This is a genomic window from Brevundimonas sp., assembly GCF_030682035.1.
Lineage (GTDB): Bacteria > Pseudomonadota > Alphaproteobacteria > Caulobacterales > Caulobacteraceae > Brevundimonas.
Window position 1 is genome coordinate 119667 of record NZ_JAUXQZ010000014.1, and the last position, 16391, is coordinate 136057.

Genomic DNA, 16391 nt, shown 5'->3' on the forward strand with positions numbered 1-16391 from the left:
CTCTCCCGGAACCAGATGGGAATCATGGCAAGGGAGAGTGGCAAGGTGGCAGCTCAGGCGAATCTGAAATTGGTGGGCAAGGACGACGGCGACAAGCAGCGCGCGCTCGAGGCGGCGATCGCCCAGATCGACCGCGCCTTCGGCAAGGGCTCGGTGATGAAGCTGGGCAAGGGCGGGGTGGTCCAGGAGATCGCCTCGGTCTCGACCGGCTCGCTGGGTCTGGACATGGCGCTGGGTATCGGCGGCCTGCCGCGCGGCCGGGTGATCGAGGTGTTCGGGCCGGAAAGCTCGGGCAAGACGACCCTGGCCCTGCATACGGTGGCCGAGATCCAGAAGGCCGGCGGCACCGCCGCCTTCGTCGACGCCGAACACGCGCTCGATCCCGGTTACGCCCAGAAGCTGGGCGTCAACCTCGACGACCTGCTGGTGTCGCAACCCGACACGGGCGAACAGGCGCTGGAAATCGTGGACACCCTGGTGCGTTCCGGCGCCGTGGACATCGTGGTTATCGACTCCGTCGCGGCGCTGACGCCCCGGGCCGAGATCGAGGGCGAGATGGGCGACAGCCTGCCCGGCCTGCAGGCCCGGCTCATGAGCCAGGCGCTGCGCAAGCTCACCGGCGGCATCAAGAAGAGCAACACCATGGTCATCTTCATCAACCAGATCCGCATGAAGATCGGCGTGATGTTCGGCAACCCCGAAACCACCACCGGCGGCAACGCGCTGAAGTTCTACGCCTCGGTGCGGCTGGACATCCGCCGCACCGGCAGCATCAAGAAGGGCGAAGAAGTCATCGGCAGCGAGACCAAGGTCAAGGTCGTGAAGAACAAGGTCGCGCCGCCCTTCAAGACGGCCGAGTTCGACATCCTCTACGGCGAAGGCATCAGCCGCGAGGGCGAGATCATCGACATGGGAGTGGCCGCCCACATCCTCGACAAGAGCGGCGCCTGGTACGCCTACAACGGCGAGAAGATCGGCCAGGGCAAGGACAACGCGCGCGAGTTCCTGCGCGAGAACCCCGAGATCTCGCGCGAGATCGAGAACAAGGTCCGCCAGTCGATGGGCATTCCGCTGCTCGGCGGCGAGGCTGCGGCCGCGTAAGGGCGGCCGCGCGGCAGGCGGCCAGCGGGCCGGGCATGGGTTTCGGCGCGCTTTCGGTGAAGGGCCGGGCGCTGCGCTACCTGGCGCAGCGTGAGCATTCGCGCAGCGAACTCGAGCGCAAGCTGGCGCGCCATGTCGAAGACTCGCCCACGGCCAGCGCCCAGGCGCAGATCGCCGCGGCGCTGGACGAACTCGCCGCCAAGGGCCTGCTCAGCGAAGCGCGGGTCGCCGAGTCGGTGCTTGCCGGCCAGGGCGCGCGCTACGGCGTGCGGCGGCTGAAGCAGACGCTGCTAGCCAAGGGCCTGGACGCCGAGCTCGTGGCCCGCACCCTGCAGCAAGCCCGCGGCACCGAGCTCGAGCGCGCGCGCGAGGTCTGGCGTCGCCGCTTCGGTACGCCACCGGCCGACGCCACTGAGCGCGCCCGGCAGATGCGCTTCCTGGCCGGCCGCGGTTTCGAGGGCGAGGTCATCCGCCGCATCGTGCGGGGTGCTGAAGACGACTGAACCTGCCGGTCGGCGCAGGGCACTGCGGTTTGCGGTGGGTCAGTTTCTGCTGCGCAGCAGCATGCTAAATTCGCCCGCGCTTGAGCCTACCCACACCAGACCGAGAACGCTGTCCAGCGAGGAACCTCCGATGAAAATCCACGAATACCAGGCCAAGGAGCTGCTGCGCGCCCATGGCGTGCCGGTGCCACGCGGCTACCCGGCCTTCACCGTGCGCGAGGCCCAGGAGGCGGCGCAAAAGCTCGGCGGCGCCGTCTGGGTGGTCAAGGCGCAGATCCACGCCGGCGGCCGCGGCAAGGGCGGTGGCGTCAAGGTGGCCCGCTCGCTTGCCGAGGTCGAACAGCTCGCCACGCAGATCCTGGGCATGCAGCTCAAGACGCACCAGACCGGCCCGGCGGGCCAGAAGGTGCGCCGCCTGCTCGTCGAAGAAGGCGCCGACATCCAGAAGGAGTACTACCTGGCGGCGCTCACCGACCGCGCCACGCAGAAGGTGGCCATGATGGCCAGCTCCGAAGGCGGCATGGACATCGAGGAAGTCGCGCGCAAGACGCCCGAGAAGATCCTCAAGGTCTTCGTCGATCCGCTGGTCGGGCTGACCGACGCCCAGGCGCTGGAGCTGGCCACCGGCATTGGCGTGCCCGCGGCCAGCCAAGCGCAGGCCGTGGACGTGCTGAAGAAGCTCTACGCCTGCTACATGGACACCGACGCCAGCCTGGCCGAGATCAACCCCTTGATCCTCGAAGGCAACGGCCACATCAAGGCGCTGGACGCGAAGTTCAACTTCGACAGCAACGCGCTGTACCGCCACCCCGATATCGTGGACTACCGCGACCTCGACGAAGAGGACCCGGCCGAAGTCGAGGCCAGCAAGTTCGACCTCAGCTACATCAGCCTGGACGGCAATATCGGCTGCCTGGTCAACGGCGCCGGGCTGGCCATGGCCACCATGGACACCATCAAGCTCTTCGGCGGCGCGCCGGCGAACTTCCTGGACGTGGGCGGCGGCGCCACCGCCGAGAAGGTCACCGAGGCCTTCAAGATCATGCTCGCCAACGAGAACGTGAAGGGCATCCTGGTCAATATCTTCGGCGGCATCATGAAGTGCGACACCATCGCCGAGGGCATCGTCGCCGCGTGCAAGGCGGTGAATCTCTCGGTGCCGCTGGTGGTGCGCATGAAGGGCACCAACGAGGACCTGGGAAAGAAGATCCTGGCCGAGTCGGGCCTGCCGATCATCAGTGCCGACACGATGGCCGACGCCGCGACGAAGATCGTCGCGGCCGTGAAGTGAGGACGAGAGCATGAGCATCCTGATCAACAAGGACACCAAGGTCATCACCCAGGGCATGACGGGCAAGACCGGGCAGTACCACACCATGGGCTGCCAGGCCTATGCCAACGGCAAGAACTGCTTCGTGGCCGGCGTGAACCCGAAGAAGGCCGGCGAGACGCTCCTGGGCATTCCCATCCACGCCAGCGTGGCCGACGCCAAGGCCGCCACCGGCGCCACCGTGAGCGTGGTCTACGTTCCGCCCGCGGGCGCCGCCGACGCCATCTGGGAGGCGGTGCAAGCCGAACTCGATCTCGTCATCTGCATCACCGAAGGCATCCCCGTGAAGGACATGCTGATGGTGCGCAACAAGATGCGGGTCCGGGAAGCCGCCGGGGGCAAGAAGACGCTGCTGCTGGGCCCCAACTGCCCCGGCCTGATCACGCCCGAGGAGATCAAGATCGGCATCATGCCGGGCCACATCCACAAGAAGGGCCGCATCGGCGTGGTCAGCCGCTCCGGCACGCTGACCTACGAAGCGGTGGCCCAGCTCACCGAGATCGGCCTCGGCCAGAGCTCGGCCGTGGGCATCGGCGGTGACCCGATCAACGGGCTCAAGCACATCGACATCATGCAGCTGTTCAACGACGACCCCGACACCGACGCCGTGATCATGATCGGCGAGATCGGCGGCTCCGACGAGGCCGAGGCCGCGCGCTGGTGCAAGGCGCATATGAAGAAGCCCATCGTCGGCTTCATCGCCGGGGTCACCGCGCCAGCCGGCAAGCGCATGGGGCACGCCGGTGCGCTCATCAGCGGGGGCGCCGACACCGCCGACGCCAAGCTCGCCATCCTTGAGGAGTGCGGCTTCACCGTCACGCGCAATCCTTCGGAGATGGGCCGCCTGCTCAAGGCGTTGCTCTAGGCTCCGTCGGGATTCGCCGTGGCAGGGCCGCTCAGGGCGGCCCTGCCCTTTTTCAGCGGGCCGGTGTCGCCGAGCCGGCCGGCGCCCGGGGCGGCAACCGCCGTGCCGCCGCCTACCGGCAGACGAGCACCGGGACCTTGGCGTCCGTCAGCACCTTCTGGGTCTCGCTGCCCAGCAGCAGGCTGGTCAACCCGTGCCGGCCGTGCGAGGCCATCACGATGAGGTCGCACTTGTGGCTTGCGGCCAGCTTCACGATCGCCTCGGCCGGGTACTCGCCCGTGACCGTCACGCCCTCGAAGGCCACGCCGGCCTGCTGGGCAGCCTGCTCGATGGCGCCCAGGTGGCGCGCCGCGGCGCGCGCCGTGAGTGCCGCGTGCTCGTCGGGCTGCATATAGTCCACCGGCAGCAGGCCTTCGAAGACCAGCGGTGTGGGTGCCGGAGCGACGAACAGGCCCGTCACCTTGGCGCCGACGACCTTGGCCAGTTCGACCCCATGGGCCACCGCGTGCGCGGAGAACTTGGAACCGTCGGTCGGGATCAGGATGTGTTTGTACATGGCCAACTCCAGTGTCTAGGCGTCACTTCACAAAGGGCAGGACCCAGATGAGCATGCCGAGCACGTAGCACACGGCCGCCGCAACCAGGGTGAAAGGCACGCTCCAGGACAAGAATTCGCGCAGCGAAACCTTGCGGTTTTCTTCGCGCTGGCAGATGTTGAGCGCGGCATACAGCGCCGGTGCGCCGGCCACCGTGAGGTTGCTGCCCAGAGTGCCAGACCACAGCAGCATCCACCACAGCGGCCAGGGTTCCACGCCATCGGCCTGCAGGTCCTTGATGGTGCGCAGGAAGGTCAGGATGTAGGCGTCGTGCTCCACGATGCCGACGATGGGCACCGTCAGCCAGTACATCAACGTGGCCCCCAGCGCATAGCTCTCGGTGAAGATCGGCCGCAGCTTGTCCGCCAGCAGATCCAGCAGGTGCATGCGCTCCAGCCCGCCGACGAGCGCGAACAGGGCCACGTAGAAGAAGATCGCGCGCCAGTCGAGCTCGGCAAGGATCTCTTCGAAGTCGGGCGCCTTGACGCGGTCACCCAGCAACTCCAGCAGCAGCACCAGCGTCACGGCACCGGTCATGGCGATGAAACCCAGCTTGACGCCCAGCGTCTGGCGCATGGCCATGCCCAGCACGGTGAGCAGGAACCAGCCGACCACGATGGTGGCGAATAGCTTGTTCGGGATGCGGGTCTCTATGCCTATGCGCTCAATGTCCACCACCTGGCGCCCGTAGCCGCGAAAGCCGTAGGCATACATGGCCGCGAGGGTGATCACGAAGGTCACCATGAGGATCGGAAACGACGACGGCCGCCCGTGCTGCCAGAAGAAGTCCATGAACTCGGCGCCCGCCACGCTGTGCAGCATCTGCGGCGGCAGGTCGCCCAGCAACATGGCCGAGCCCATGAAGTTGGCGGCGAAGCCGATCATCAGCACCAGCGGCGTCACCGGCAGCTTGAGTGCGCGGGCCAGTGGCAGCGCCACCGGCGCCATCATCAGGATCACGACCACGTTGTCGACGAACATCGAGATCACCCCCGACAACACCGACAGGATCATCACCAGCAGGCCGGGCCGGCCACCCGACAGGCGCAACGCCTGCACGGAAAGCCAACTCGGCACGCCGGTCTTGCCGAAATACGAGGCGATGATCCAGACGCTGACCAGGATCGCCATCACGTTCCAGTCGACCAGCCCGAAGGCGTCGACGTCGGTCATGACGCCGATCCAGATCATGATGCTCACGCCGATCAGCGCGGCCACCGTACTGTCCACCACGTTGGTGATGACAACGATGATCGTGATTGCGAACACCGCAATCGTCAGCCATGCCATGGTGTCCATGCATCCCCTTCTTTGTTTTCCTTGCTCCGCGCTGCGGAGCGCTCGCGCCGGCAGCGCGAAAACATTTTGTCCTGGCCCGACAACGAGTCCGCTACGCAGTTTTGCGGATGCCGCCCCGGTGGGATCCAACGGCGCGTCACCTCAGCCGGGGGGTGAGGCCGCATGCTAAGGTTTGCCGTACGCGCATTCGTGGCCCGCCTGGAGATTGAGAAATGACCGCTGCGGACGCAATGCTCGGCAACTACCGCCTCCAGCGCGTCCTCGGTCAGGGAGCCAGCGCCACGGTCCATCTGGCGCAGGATCAGCGCAGCGGCCTGTGGGTGGCGCTCAAGGTGCTGTCAGGCGCCTCGGCAGCCGGCGGCCAGCCCGCCGAGTTGCGCTCGCGCTTCCTGCAGGAGGCGCAGATCGCGCGCCGCCTGCGGCACCCGGACATCGTGGCGATTCATGCCGCCGGCGAAACCGCGGGCTCGTTGTGGCTGGCCATGGAGTTGGTGCCTGGGCACTCGCTGGAGCGCTATGTGCAGCCCAGGCTGCTCTTGCCGCCCGCGCTGGCCATAGGCATTTGCATCCGCGTGGCGCGGGCCCTCGCCCACGCCCACGCCTTGGGTGTGGTGCACCGCGATATCAAACCCTCCAACGTGCTCGTCGATCTGGCCACCGATAGCGTGAAACTCACCGATTTCGGCACCGCCAGGCTGCTCGACGGCTGCCCGACCAAGACCGGGTTGATGCTGGGCACGCCCGCCTACACCGCGCCCGAGTTGCTGGCCGGCGCGGTGGGCGATGCCGCCAGCGATCTGTACTCACTGGGCGTCGTGCTGTTCGAGCTTCTCGCGGGTCGGCGCCCGCACGAGTCGGCCTCCATGGGTGAGCTGCTGCGCCAGGTCGCCATCGATTCCCCGCCCGACCTGCGGGAACTGCGCCCCGAACTGCCGGCGCCGCTGGCAGAAGTGGTCGCGCGCTTGCTGGTCAAGCGCCCGCACGACAGGCCGGCCGGCGCCGAGGCCGCGGCCTCGGCGCTGGCGGCCGTGCTGGCGCAATGGCCCGACGCGCAAAGGCCCTGAAGGGCGCCTGCTCGATGTCACGCCGATGTGGTTTCCCACACGTCGGCAGCACCCGCGATCCGTTGCACAATCGCCCACCGTTTCTAAAACTGCCCCGCCGGTGACCGCCCCTGTGCCCATGACGATCGAGATCCATGCCGCGGTGGACCGTGGCATGGCGCGCAGCAACAACGAAGACTCGGTGGCCACCGACGACGGCGTTTCCCTGGCCGTGCTGGCCGACGGAATGGGCGGCTACAACGCCGGCGAAGTGGCCAGCAATATGGCCACCAGTTTTATCCGCACCGAACTCGGCCGTTGGTTGCGCGAGGCCAGCAGCCAGGCCAGCGACGCAGAGGTCCGCCGGGCCATGGACATTTGCGTGGACAACGCCAACCGCGCCATCTTCAACGCCGCCAATTCCAACCCCCAGTACGCCGGCATGGGCACCACGCTGGTGGTGGCCGTCTTCCGCGGCGACCACCTCCTGCTGGGCCATGTGGGCGATTCGCGCTGCTACCGGTTGCGCAGCGGGCGGCTGCAGCAGATCACGCGCGACCACTCGCTGCTGCAGGAGCAGATCGACGCCGGCCTCATCACGCCCGAGCAGGCGGCCTTCTCGGCCAACAAGAACCTCGTCACCCGCGCGGTGGGTGTCGAAGACACCGTGCTGCTGGAGACCCACCAGCACGAAGTCCTGCCCGGCGACACCTTCCTGATGTGCTCGGACGGGCTGTCCGACATGCTCGACGACACCGGCATCGCGCAGCTGTTGTTGGCCAACGACTCGCTGGAAACCAGCAGTCACGAACTCATCGCAGCGGCCAACGATGCGGGAGGAAGGGATAATATCTCCGTGATTCTGGTGCGCGCCTCCGGCGGCGCGAGCGCACCGGCGCGGTCATGGTGGCCGTTCCGGCGTTGACAGCGGCCGCGCGGCCGCCCACCGCAGAACAACGGCGCCAAGAGGCGCCATACCCGTTGCGGCTGGCAGCGAATTGAAACGAGGGCAGGCATGGGCAAGCTGGTAGTTTCGCTCGACGGTGTGGTCATCAAGGAAGTCCAGATCACCAAGGACAAGACCACCCTCGGCCGCCGTCCCTACAACGACATCGTGATCGACAACCTCGCCGTCAGCGGCGAGCACGCCGTGCTGCAGATGGTGGGCGCCGACGTCTTCATCGAAGACCTCAACAGCACCAACGGCACCTACATCAACGGCAAGGCGATCAAGAAGCAGCTGCTCACGCACAACGACACCGTCGAAATCGGCAAGTACAAGATCAAGTACCTGGTCGACGATTCGGGCGAGTACGAAAAGACCCTGGTCATGCGGCCGGGAATCGGCCTGCCGCCGCTGGGCGCAGACACCCCGGCGCACGCGGGGGGCGCGGCGGCGCATGTCGGCACGGCCAACTACGGCGGCATCGGCGCCGCGGTGGCGCCACCGGCCCACCCGGCGTCCATCAAGGTGCTCAATGGCGCCGCGGCGGGGCGCGAGGTGACGCTGACCAAGGTCGTCACCACGGTCGGCAAGCCGGGCGTGCAGGTGGCCTCGATCACGCGGCGGCCCAACGGCTACGCCTTCGCCCACGTCGAAGGCGCCACCCGGCCCAGCATCAACGGCGTGCCGCTGGTGGGCGACTCGGTGCCGCTGCGCAATGGCGACGTGATCGAACTCGCCGGCACCCAGATGCAATTCATCTTCCGATAGACCGGACACGCCTGCGGCGCGCCGTTCTATCTCGCCGCGTTCGAGCGGGCGCTGCGCGCCGCTCAACTTGGCGCGAAAGACCCTTCGGTCTGCGGCCGTGACGGGGTTCACGGGGAGGCCATTTGCCTCGGAAGCAAGGCCCGCAATTGCGGCTCCTTGCCTTGCGCGGGCGAGGGCGGGCGGTCAGCATCGACCCCCTTGTCCGCCTCATCGGTGGCCCCCGCTCGCACCGCCTCATGCAGATCCGTGTCCTCGGTTGTTCGGGATCGATTGCCGCCGGCAGCCGAACCACTTCGTTCCTGCTCGACGACCACGTGCTCATCGATGCCGGCACCGGCGTCGGTGACCTCACGCTGGACGAGCTGGCGCGCATCGACCACATCCTGGTCACGCACTCGCACCTCGACCACGTGCTGGCCATCGGCCTGCTCGCCGACAGCGTCGCCCGGCGCCGCCAGGCCGCGGCAAGACCGCCCGTCGTGGTGCATGCGCTGGCCGCCACCATTGCCGCGCTGCGGCTGCACATCTTCAACGGCGTGATCTGGCCCGACTTCACCCGGCTGCCCGACCCCGCGCACCCGGTGCTGCGCTTCGAGGCCGTCGAAGTCGGGGAAGTGCTGTCGCTGGGCGCGCGGCGCGCGGAGGTGCTGCCGGCCTGCCACACCGTCCCGGCGGTGGGCTACGCGGTGCTGGGTGCGCAAGGCGCCTGGGTCTTCACCGGCGACACGGGGCCCAACCCCGCCCTGTGGCAGCGCCTGCGCAGCCTGCCCGTGGGCACGCTGGTCATCGAGACGGCCTTCCGCAACGACGAGCTTGCCCTGGCCGAACGCAGCCAGCACCTGTGCCCGGCGCAACTGCAGCGCGAACTGTCGCAACTGGCCACGCCCGCCGAGGTCTTCATCACCCACATCAAGCCCGGCGAGGTGGATGCGGTGATGGCGGAGATCGGGGCCCACGCCAGCCCCCACCGCATCCGCGCGCTGGCCACAGGGCAGCGAATGACCTTGGTCGACTGACTGCCGCTGGATGTTGTAGATACAATTATCGGGTGCGCATCTCGTACGACCCAGCCAAACGGGAACGAACGTTGAGGGATCGCGGCCTCGACTTTGACGACGCTGTGGTCGTGTTCGAAGGCGAGACCGTCGAGGTCGAGGATGCGCGCAAGGACTACGGTGAACGGCGGATCATTTGCTTCGGTACCCTGGAAAAGCGCCTCGTAGTCATTGGGTACACGCAACGGGGTCCGGTACGCCAAATCTTCAGCATGCGAAAGGCCAATGACCGTGAGCAAACTCGCCTCGCGCCGTACTTTGGGCTCTGACCTGGCGCGCGTCGATGCGCATGTCGTCAAGCCCGCTGAGTACAAGGAACTTCCCGAACTCACCGACGATATGCTCGCCCGCGCCGTGGTGAAGAAGGGGGGCCGCCCTCGTTTGCCCAACCCGAGGCAACTGATTTCATTGCGCCTGCCCGCTGAGGTCCTGGCCCGTTGGCGTGCCACAGGTCCTGGCTGGCAGACCCGGATGGCCGAGCGTCTGGCCCAGACGCCGGTCCCAAGGGTGAAAAGCGAAACCTGAGCTCATCCCGCTGAGCCGGGCAGAGTGACGAATTACTGCGGCAAGTTCCTGGTTCGCGTGCCCCGCAGCCTGCATGCGCGGCTGGCGCGGCGTGCGGCGCAAGAGGGCGTGAGCCTGAATCAGTTCTTGACGGGTGTGCTGGCCAGCGAGGTGGGAGCTTGACCCGAACCGGCCAGCGCGCTCAGTAACCCGCTTCGCGTTGGTGACGCACGGACAGGACGACCGTCGTGCTGCCGACGCAGCGGTACAAGGCCAGATAGCCGCTGTCGCCAAAGTCGATCAACCACTCACGGTATTCGGGTTCCATGTCCTCTACCGGCCGGCCGATCCCGGGCTGCTGCGCGATGACCTTCACGCCATCGCGAATGGCTTTCACCGCGCGCCTGGCGGCGTCAGCGTTCTTCTGGGCCAGAAATCCGTGGAGCCTGTGTACGTCGCGCAGGGCAGCCGGCGCCCAGATCAGACGTGGCATTCAGGCGGCTCCTCGTCCTTGCCTGCTTCCAACTTGGCGAGCCAGTCTTCAGCCTCGTCTTGCGTGACATGCAGGCCGGTGGCCTGGTAGTCGCTCCAGGCCTTGAATGCGTCTTGCCGGAGGGCCTCGCGTTTTTCCTCGCGCTCGACGTACTGGCGAATACCTTCACGCATCAGCCAATGCGGGCTGCGCTTGCGGGCGAGCGCCAGGCGCTTGACGCGCTCTTTGATGTCCGGCTCCAGCTTGATCGCCACAGGGTGGGCCGTGGGCACGCTTGTCGTGGTCATGAAAATTAGCACCAAGTATTTATGAGTATCACCTTAACAGAACTTCGAGGTCTTCACTCGACCCGGCAAGACCCATCGTGGTGACGTTTTGCGTCAGCTGCGGCGCCTGGCGGCCGGTGCAGGGTTTGAGAGTTGACCGAAATCGTCACTCGGTGTGGCAAATGTCTCGGTATCCGGCCAGTTCCGGCCTGGCACGGCCCCTGCATTCGAGGGGGTGTCTCTCCCCCCACCCTGCCCCAGGAGTTTTCAATGAAGCGTGTTCAACAAGGTTTCACCCTGATCGAACTGATGATCGTCGTGGCGATCATCGGCATCCTGGCGGCGGTGGCGCTGCCGGCGTACAAGGACTACACGATCAAGGCCAAGATGTCTGAAGTGGTGTTGGCGGCCAGTCAGTGCCGGACCACGATCGCGGAGACCTACCAGACAGCTTCTGCGGGCGCGGCACCAGGCGCAAACGGCTGGGGTTGCGGCGAGAACAGCTCGTCGACGAAGTATGTTGCCAAGGTCGAAACCGATGCAAACGGCGTGATCACCGTAACTTCCCAAGGGTTCGGCGACAACGCGATCGATGGCAAGACGGTTACCCTGACCCCGGCGACTAGCGCCAATCCGCCTGTCGCGTTGACGACGGCGGCGATTCCGACCCAGGTCGGTACCTTCGTGTGCGCTGCGGGGACTATGCCTGCCAAGTACCTGCCCGGCTCTTGCAAATAAGGTCTTCCGGAGACGGGGCCAGGTCTTGCCTGTTGCCCACCCCCTTCGCCCCTTCCCAAAACAGCAAAGCGGCCTTCGGGCCGCTTTTTCGCTGGGGGTACCGGGCAGGGGGCGCGCAACGCGAGCTGCGGGGTTCCATCGTGTGTGCGTTGCCGGGCGCGCCCCTGCAAACCGATTGGTGACGGCCTCAATCCCGGATGGTCAAATGGTCACGCCCGAGTTCGATGAACGCGGCCTCAGCGAAGGCCGACTCGACTTGCGCCAAGGCGGCACGGACCACGACCTCCAGGGCGTCGTTGCTGATATTTCCCGTGGTGACAAGCCACAGGCGCCGCGGCCTCCCGCGCAGAAGACGAGCCTGCACGAAGTCGTCGTCCTTGGTCACCAGGATCCGGTCTTCGAGGTCCGCGCGCTCAATCAGCTCCGCGTCGGATGTCCGGTTGCCGAGCGGCAGACCCGCCGTGTGAACGGCGTCGTGCGGCCCCAGCCAAGCGCACATGCGGCGCGGCAGTTGCGCGTCGATGAGGAACTTCACGCCGCCAGGCGGTCAATACGCTTGGTGTGCGACAGCTTGGCCGCAAAGTCGAGCACGGCGAGGATGTCCTCGCGCTCCAGATCGGGATAGTCGGCGAGGATGTCCTCCATGGTCATGCCGCCGGCCAGCCACTCGAGAACGCTTTCGACCGGGTAGCGCAGACCCCGAACACAAGGCTTGCCGTGACAGATCGCGGTGTCGATCGTGATGCGAGGGGAGGTGGTCATGGCTTTCGCAGACGCTGGCTGCCGAAGACGCGGCTGCACGGATTATCGCGGCCCACGACGCCTCACATCAAGCGCAAAAGGCTCAGGTCCTGCCTGTTTCCCACGCCCGTTGCGTCGGGGAACGCCCGGCGCCCGCCATTGCAGCGTCGCCCGCAGCCGCCGACGCCAGGCCTTCGGTAGCGTCTACGACCGGGGCTTTGGTGGGTCGCTCAGCAGGGGCTCTATGGCCTGCAGCAACGCTGGCAGTTGTGGCTCGACCGCGTTCCAGACCAGGGCGTGATCCACAAGGTCGTCGCCGTGAATCAGGACGTTGCGAAAGGCGATGATCTGCGGGTACGAGCCGATCAGCGCGGCCGTGCCGGGGTCATGGTGCGCAAGCCGCTTCGCGGCTTCGCCGATGACCTCGAAGCTGCGCTCCACCGCCTGGCGCAGCAAGCGGTCAGAACGATACTGATCCAGGCTGCGCCCTGCCGTCACTTCGCGGATGAACTGCGCGGCATCCCGAATGTCGTCAAGCAGCTTGGGGGAGCGGGGATGCATAGACAGGTCGGCGCGTTCTCTGGGCCGACTCGATGAAATACGGGTTGGTCATCGCGCCGGCCATAACCAAATCGACTTGCCGCCCAAAGAGCACCTCCAGGGCCAGCTTCAGCGCGAAGTAGTGCTCGAACAATCGGGGCTGCGCCTGCGGGCCGAAATCGACGATGAAGTCGATATCGCTGCGGGCCGGGTCGAAGGCATCGCCGGTCGCTGATCCGAATACATCCAGGCTCGTCACGCCGTGCAGCCGGCAAAGCCGGCTGACATCGTCGCGATGGACTTCGAGATCGACGAGCATGGCGGTTCATTATGGGCTCTGGGCTCGCAGAGGGGGTCAGGTCTTGCCGCGTGCCCCTCCTTCACTCCCGCCCCAAACCAACAGCAAAGCGGCCCTCGGGCCGCTTTGTCGCTGGGTGCGCCCGGCAGGGGGCGCCCGCCTGGAGGTGGAGCCTTACTCGACGCAGCCGACACCAGCGGCCATTGCGGCCTCGCGCATGGCCTCGTCCTGGGTCGCCAGGGGGAGTTGCCTTCTCAGCGCCAGTTCCAGGTACGACGCGTCGTAACTGCTGAGGCCGAAGCGCAACGCGAGTGCCAGCAGCTCGCTGCGGGGCACGGCGTATCGGTCCACTTCGACCGGCAACTGCGCGATGCGTGCCAGTACTTGCTGCGCCAGCTGCGCGGTCATGCGCCGGCGCAGGCAGGCGGTGCGCAAGACGTTCGTCAGCTCCAGCTCCCATAGGGCCGGCGCCACGGCGCGGTCATCGAGTAGCCGCTCGGCAATGGCGGCCGTGTAGGGCGTCGCCTGATTCTCGAGATAGAAGCCCGAGACCACGGAGTTGTCGATGACGAAGGGCAAGATCAGTCCCGCCCTTTTTCGATGGCCTGTCGCAAAGGGATGTCGAGCACCGTGCCGCGACGCAGCCGCGCCAGATCGTCCAAGGCCGCGGCCACGCTCTGCCGCTGTGCGCTGGACTGCGAACGACGGGTGGCTTGTGGTGCCGCGCCAACCAGCCGGGCCACCGGAATGCCGCGCCGAGTGATGACGAACTGCTCGCCGCGCTCCACTTCGGAGAGCAACTCCGAGAGCCGGGTCTTGGCTTCGTAAATCGCAAATTCCTTCATGGTTGATCGCGCCTTTGTCATGGTTAACCAAGTGTAGCGCACCCCCCCTCGCCGCTTCCTTGTTCTTGATAGCATCTGCGCCCCTGCCCACGGGCCCGCCCGCCTGCCCGGGCCGTGCCCGGCAACCCGTCCTGCCCGTGTCCCCGCACCCTTTCACACCCGTCCACCGCACCGCGCTCGCCCTGGCCATCACCGCCGCCGCGCTGCCTTCGCTGCTGGCCTACAACGTCTCGCCTTCGCCGACCTTCCTCAACCAGGCCCTCGCGCTGGGCCTGTGGGGCGCGTGGGTGTGGGTGTGCGCACCGGGGCTGTCCGTGCGCGGCGCGGCGCCCTTGTATGCAGCATTGGCCCTGGTGGCAATGGGCGCAGCCTGGTCCTGGGGCCCTGGGGCCTTGCCGGCGAGCCTGGCGCTTTCGGCGATCGGTTCGCTGGCCGCAGCCGCGGTGCTGGCCGCCGGCGGCGCCGGTGTGCGCTTGCGCGATGCCAGGCACGACCTCTTCGCGGCCTTCTGCTGGGCCTGGCTGGTGGCCGGGCTGCTCAATGTCGGCGTGGCCGGGGTGCAGGTGTTCCTGCCCGAGTGGCCCGACGGCAACTGGATCGCCCACTCCGGCTACCCCGGCCGCGCCGTGGGCAACCTGCGCCAGCCCAACCATCTGAGCAGCCTGCTGCTGTGGTCGTGCATAGCGGTCGTGGCGCTGCTCGAACTCGGCCGACTGGGCCGCCGTGCCGCCGCGCTGGCCCTGGCCGCGTTGGTCTTCGCGGTGGTATTGACGGCTTCGCGCACGGGCCTCGTCAGCGTGCTGCTGCTGGCGCTGTGGGGCCTGTTCGACCGCCGCCTGTCCAGGCCCGCGCGCGGGCTGCTGCTGGCTGCACCGGTGATCTATGCGCTGTCTTGGCTCGCCATGGCGCAATGGGCGGCGCTGTCGCAACATGCTTTCGGCGGCAGCCAGCGGCTGGCTGAAGGCGACATCTCCAGCTCGCGCTTCGCGATCTGGCGCGATACCTGGGCCTTGATCCGCATGCACCCCTGGGCCGGCGTCGGCTTCGGCGACTTCAACCTGGCCTGGACGCTGACGCCGTTCCCGCACCGCGCGGTGGCTTTCTTCGACCACACGCACAACCTGCCGCTGCAGCTGGCGGTGGAACTCGGCCTGCCCCTGGCCAGCCTGGTGATGGCCCTGCTGCTGTGGGCGCTGTGGCGCGCCGCGCGCCAGGCCTGGGCGACCGAGGGCAGCGAAGGCACGGCGCTGCGCTCGGCGTTGATGATGGTGCTGATGATCGGCCTGCACAGCCTGCTCGAGTACCCGCTGTGGTACAGCTATTTCCTGCTGCCGGCGGCCTGGGCCTTCGGTTTCGCCCTGCACGCCCCGGCGGTGCTCGGGGGCAAACCGGGCGAACCGGGCGCGTCGCCGCGCGCGGCGCCCGGGCTGCGGCTGGCCGCGCTGGCCGTCGTGGTGGGGGCCGCGCTGGCCGTCGCGGACTACACCCGCGTGGCGGCCATCTTCTCGTCGACGTCGGACGCGCCGCTGGAGCAGCGCATCGCCGCCGGCCAGCGCAGCCTGTTCTTTGCCCACCATGCCGACTACGCCGAGGTCACCTCCGGCGTGCCCGTGCGCGACCCGGCCCATGCTTTCGACCGCGCCGCGCACTACCTGCTGGATACGCGGCTGATGATGGCCTGGGCGCGCTCGCTGGCCGAGCGCGGTGAGCTCGACGCCGCGCGCCACCTGGCCGAGCGGCTGCGCGAGTTCCGCAACGCCGACGCGAAGGAGTTCTTCGAACCCTGCCCGCAAGCCGCCAGCGCGGCCGGTGCGGCCAGTGCGGCCAGTGCGGCAATCCTGGGGCAGCCTTTCCAGTGCGAACGACCGGTCAAGGCCCCCGGCTGGCAGGCCTATCTGCCGCAACCGCGCTGAGCGTCGCTGAACCCCTGGCCGCGGCTCAGGTCGCCGCGTGCCACTCCCCGGACTTGCCGCCGCGCTTCTCAAGCAGGCGGATGTCGGTCATGCACATGCCGCGGTCCACCGCCTTGCACATGTCGTAGATGGTGAGCAGCCCGACCTGCACGGCGGTCAGCGCTTCCATCTCCACGCCGGTGCGGCCGAAGGTCTCGGCCTGCACCGTGCAGCGCACTTCGCTCAGCGCCGCGTCGATCTCGAATTCCACCGCCACGCGGGTGAGCGGCAGCGGGTGGCATAGCGGCACCAGCTCGGCCGTGCGCTTGGCGCCCTGGATGGCGGCGATGCGCGCGATGCCGATCACGTCGCCCTTCTTGGCCTGGCCGCCGGCGATCAGCGCCAGCGTGGCCGGCTGCATGCGGATGCGGCCGGTGGCGCGCGCCACGCGGTGCGTTTCGGCTTTGGCCGCGACGTCGACCATGTGCGCCTGGCCTTGGGCGTCGAAGTGGGTCAAGGGGTTGGGCGTGGGCGGCATGGGCAGGTTCACGTTCGGCAACAAGGCGGT

24 protein-coding genes are annotated in these 16391 nt (G+C 67.4%); 13 read left to right on the forward strand and 11 right to left on the reverse strand.

Going from position 1 to position 16391, the window contains the following annotated elements; genetic code table 11:
- Positions 1-45: 45 nt before the first annotated feature.
- From recA to sucD, 4 genes are all read left to right on the forward strand, one after another.
- Entirely contained in the window at positions 46-1101 is a 1056-nt protein-coding gene (gene recA, locus Q8K49_RS02440; protein WP_305303833.1) for a recombinase RecA, read from the forward strand.
- A 35-nt stretch (positions 1102-1136) separates the two neighbouring features.
- Positions 1137-1604, forward strand: a complete 468-nt coding sequence (gene recX / locus Q8K49_RS02445; protein WP_305303834.1) for a recombination regulator RecX — start codon at positions 1137-1139, stop codon at positions 1602-1604.
- A gap of 130 nt (positions 1605-1734) precedes the next feature.
- Positions 1735-2895 carry an ADP-forming succinate--CoA ligase subunit beta gene (sucC, locus tag Q8K49_RS02450; RefSeq protein WP_305303835.1) on the forward strand — a complete coding sequence of 387 codons (1161 nt, stop codon included), beginning with the start codon at positions 1735-1737 and terminating at the stop codon, positions 2893-2895.
- Between the two features lie 10 nt (positions 2896-2905).
- Complete coding sequence (gene sucD / locus Q8K49_RS02455; protein WP_305303836.1) at positions 2906-3799, forward strand: succinate--CoA ligase subunit alpha; 894 nt, start codon at positions 2906-2908, stop codon at positions 3797-3799.
- 112 nt (positions 3800-3911) lie between these two features.
- On the opposite strand, the gene Q8K49_RS02460 is transcribed toward sucD, so the two are convergent.
- Positions 3912-4355 (reverse strand): universal stress protein, encoded by a 444-nt coding sequence (locus tag Q8K49_RS02460; RefSeq protein ID WP_305303837.1) that lies wholly within the window; start codon positions 4353-4355, stop codon positions 3912-3914.
- 22 nt (positions 4356-4377) lie between these two features.
- Positions 4378-5823 carry an SLC13 family permease gene (locus Q8K49_RS02465; protein WP_305303838.1) on the reverse strand — a complete coding sequence of 482 codons (1446 nt, stop codon included), beginning with the start codon at positions 5821-5823 and terminating at the stop codon, positions 4378-4380.
- Between the two features lie 83 nt (positions 5824-5906).
- Here Q8K49_RS02465 and Q8K49_RS02470 point away from each other — a divergent pair, with 83 nt between their 5' ends.
- From Q8K49_RS02470 to Q8K49_RS14810, 7 genes are all read left to right on the forward strand, one after another.
- On the forward strand, positions 5907-6758 hold the full coding sequence (locus Q8K49_RS02470; RefSeq protein WP_305303839.1) for a serine/threonine-protein kinase: 852 nt from the start codon (positions 5907-5909) through the stop codon (positions 6756-6758).
- A gap of 118 nt (positions 6759-6876) precedes the next feature.
- Positions 6877-7662: a Stp1/IreP family PP2C-type Ser/Thr phosphatase gene (locus tag Q8K49_RS02475; protein ID WP_305303840.1), complete on the forward strand. Its 786-nt coding sequence runs from the start codon at positions 6877-6879 to the stop codon at positions 7660-7662.
- A 90-nt stretch (positions 7663-7752) separates the two neighbouring features.
- Complete coding sequence (locus Q8K49_RS02480) at positions 7753-8451, forward strand: FHA domain-containing protein (RefSeq protein ID WP_305303841.1); 699 nt, start codon at positions 7753-7755, stop codon at positions 8449-8451.
- A gap of 236 nt (positions 8452-8687) precedes the next feature.
- Positions 8688-9467 carry an MBL fold metallo-hydrolase gene (locus Q8K49_RS02485; RefSeq protein ID WP_305303842.1) on the forward strand — a complete coding sequence of 260 codons (780 nt, stop codon included), beginning with the start codon at positions 8688-8690 and terminating at the stop codon, positions 9465-9467.
- Between the two features lie 104 nt (positions 9468-9571).
- Positions 9572-9775: a BrnT family toxin gene (locus Q8K49_RS02490; protein WP_305303961.1), complete on the forward strand. Its 204-nt coding sequence runs from the start codon at positions 9572-9574 to the stop codon at positions 9773-9775.
- Positions 9738-10031: a BrnA antitoxin family protein gene (locus tag Q8K49_RS02495; protein ID WP_305303843.1), complete on the forward strand. Its 294-nt coding sequence runs from the start codon at positions 9738-9740 to the stop codon at positions 10029-10031. The genes Q8K49_RS02490 and Q8K49_RS02495 overlap by 38 nt, the downstream gene beginning before the upstream one ends.
- A 24-nt stretch (positions 10032-10055) precedes the next feature.
- Positions 10056-10193: a toxin-antitoxin system HicB family antitoxin gene (locus Q8K49_RS14810; protein ID WP_370867717.1), complete on the forward strand. Its 138-nt coding sequence runs from the start codon at positions 10056-10058 to the stop codon at positions 10191-10193.
- A 19-nt stretch (positions 10194-10212) separates the two neighbouring features.
- On the opposite strand, the gene Q8K49_RS02500 is transcribed toward Q8K49_RS14810, so the two are convergent.
- Both Q8K49_RS02500 and Q8K49_RS02505 read right to left on the reverse strand, forming a co-directional pair.
- Positions 10213-10503, reverse strand: a complete 291-nt coding sequence (locus tag Q8K49_RS02500) for a type II toxin-antitoxin system RelE/ParE family toxin (protein ID WP_305303844.1) — start codon at positions 10501-10503, stop codon at positions 10213-10215.
- Positions 10491-10757, reverse strand: a complete 267-nt coding sequence (locus Q8K49_RS02505) for a CopG family ribbon-helix-helix protein (protein WP_305303845.1) — start codon at positions 10755-10757, stop codon at positions 10491-10493. The genes Q8K49_RS02500 and Q8K49_RS02505 overlap by 13 nt, the downstream gene beginning before the upstream one ends.
- Positions 10758-11039: 282 nt before the next feature.
- On the opposite strand from Q8K49_RS02505, the gene Q8K49_RS02510 reads away from it, so the two are divergent.
- Positions 11040-11507, forward strand: a complete 468-nt coding sequence (locus Q8K49_RS02510) for a pilin (RefSeq protein ID WP_305303846.1) — start codon at positions 11040-11042, stop codon at positions 11505-11507.
- Positions 11508-11694: 187 nt separating this feature from the next.
- On the opposite strand, the gene Q8K49_RS02515 is transcribed toward Q8K49_RS02510, so the two are convergent.
- The 6 genes from Q8K49_RS02515 to Q8K49_RS02540 form a co-directional block, all read right to left on the reverse strand.
- The gene (locus tag Q8K49_RS02515; RefSeq protein ID WP_305303847.1) at positions 11695-12042 is read right to left on the reverse strand and encodes a DUF5615 family PIN-like protein; all 348 of its coding nucleotides are present in this window, start codon (positions 12040-12042) and stop codon (positions 11695-11697) included.
- Positions 12039-12269, reverse strand: coding sequence for a DUF433 domain-containing protein (locus Q8K49_RS02520; protein WP_305303848.1), 231 nt, complete (start codon positions 12267-12269; stop codon positions 12039-12041). The genes Q8K49_RS02515 and Q8K49_RS02520 overlap by 4 nt, the downstream gene beginning before the upstream one ends.
- 183 nt (positions 12270-12452) lie before the next feature.
- Entirely contained in the window at positions 12453-12809 is a 357-nt protein-coding gene (locus Q8K49_RS02525; RefSeq protein ID WP_305303849.1) for a DUF86 domain-containing protein, read from the reverse strand.
- Positions 12781-13107 (reverse strand): nucleotidyltransferase family protein, encoded by a 327-nt coding sequence (locus Q8K49_RS02530; protein ID WP_305303850.1) that lies wholly within the window; start codon positions 13105-13107, stop codon positions 12781-12783. Before Q8K49_RS02530 ends, Q8K49_RS02525 begins: the two co-directional genes overlap by 29 nt.
- Positions 13108-13260: 153 nt before the next feature.
- Positions 13261-13665: a type II toxin-antitoxin system VapC family toxin gene (locus Q8K49_RS02535; RefSeq protein WP_305303851.1), complete on the reverse strand. Its 405-nt coding sequence runs from the start codon at positions 13663-13665 to the stop codon at positions 13261-13263.
- Positions 13666-13667: 2 nt separating this feature from the next.
- Entirely contained in the window at positions 13668-13931 is a 264-nt protein-coding gene (locus Q8K49_RS02540; protein ID WP_305303852.1) for a type II toxin-antitoxin system Phd/YefM family antitoxin, read from the reverse strand.
- A 137-nt stretch (positions 13932-14068) separates the two neighbouring features.
- On the opposite strand from Q8K49_RS02540, the gene Q8K49_RS02545 reads away from it, so the two are divergent.
- Complete coding sequence (locus tag Q8K49_RS02545) at positions 14069-15844, forward strand: PglL family O-oligosaccharyltransferase (protein ID WP_305303853.1); 1776 nt, start codon at positions 14069-14071, stop codon at positions 15842-15844.
- Positions 15845-15869: 25 nt separating this feature from the next.
- Here Q8K49_RS02545 and moaC read toward each other — a convergent pair whose 3' ends face one another.
- Positions 15870-16361: a cyclic pyranopterin monophosphate synthase MoaC gene (moaC, locus tag Q8K49_RS02550; protein ID WP_305303962.1), complete on the reverse strand. Its 492-nt coding sequence runs from the start codon at positions 16359-16361 to the stop codon at positions 15870-15872.
- Positions 16362-16391 lie beyond the last annotated feature (30 nt).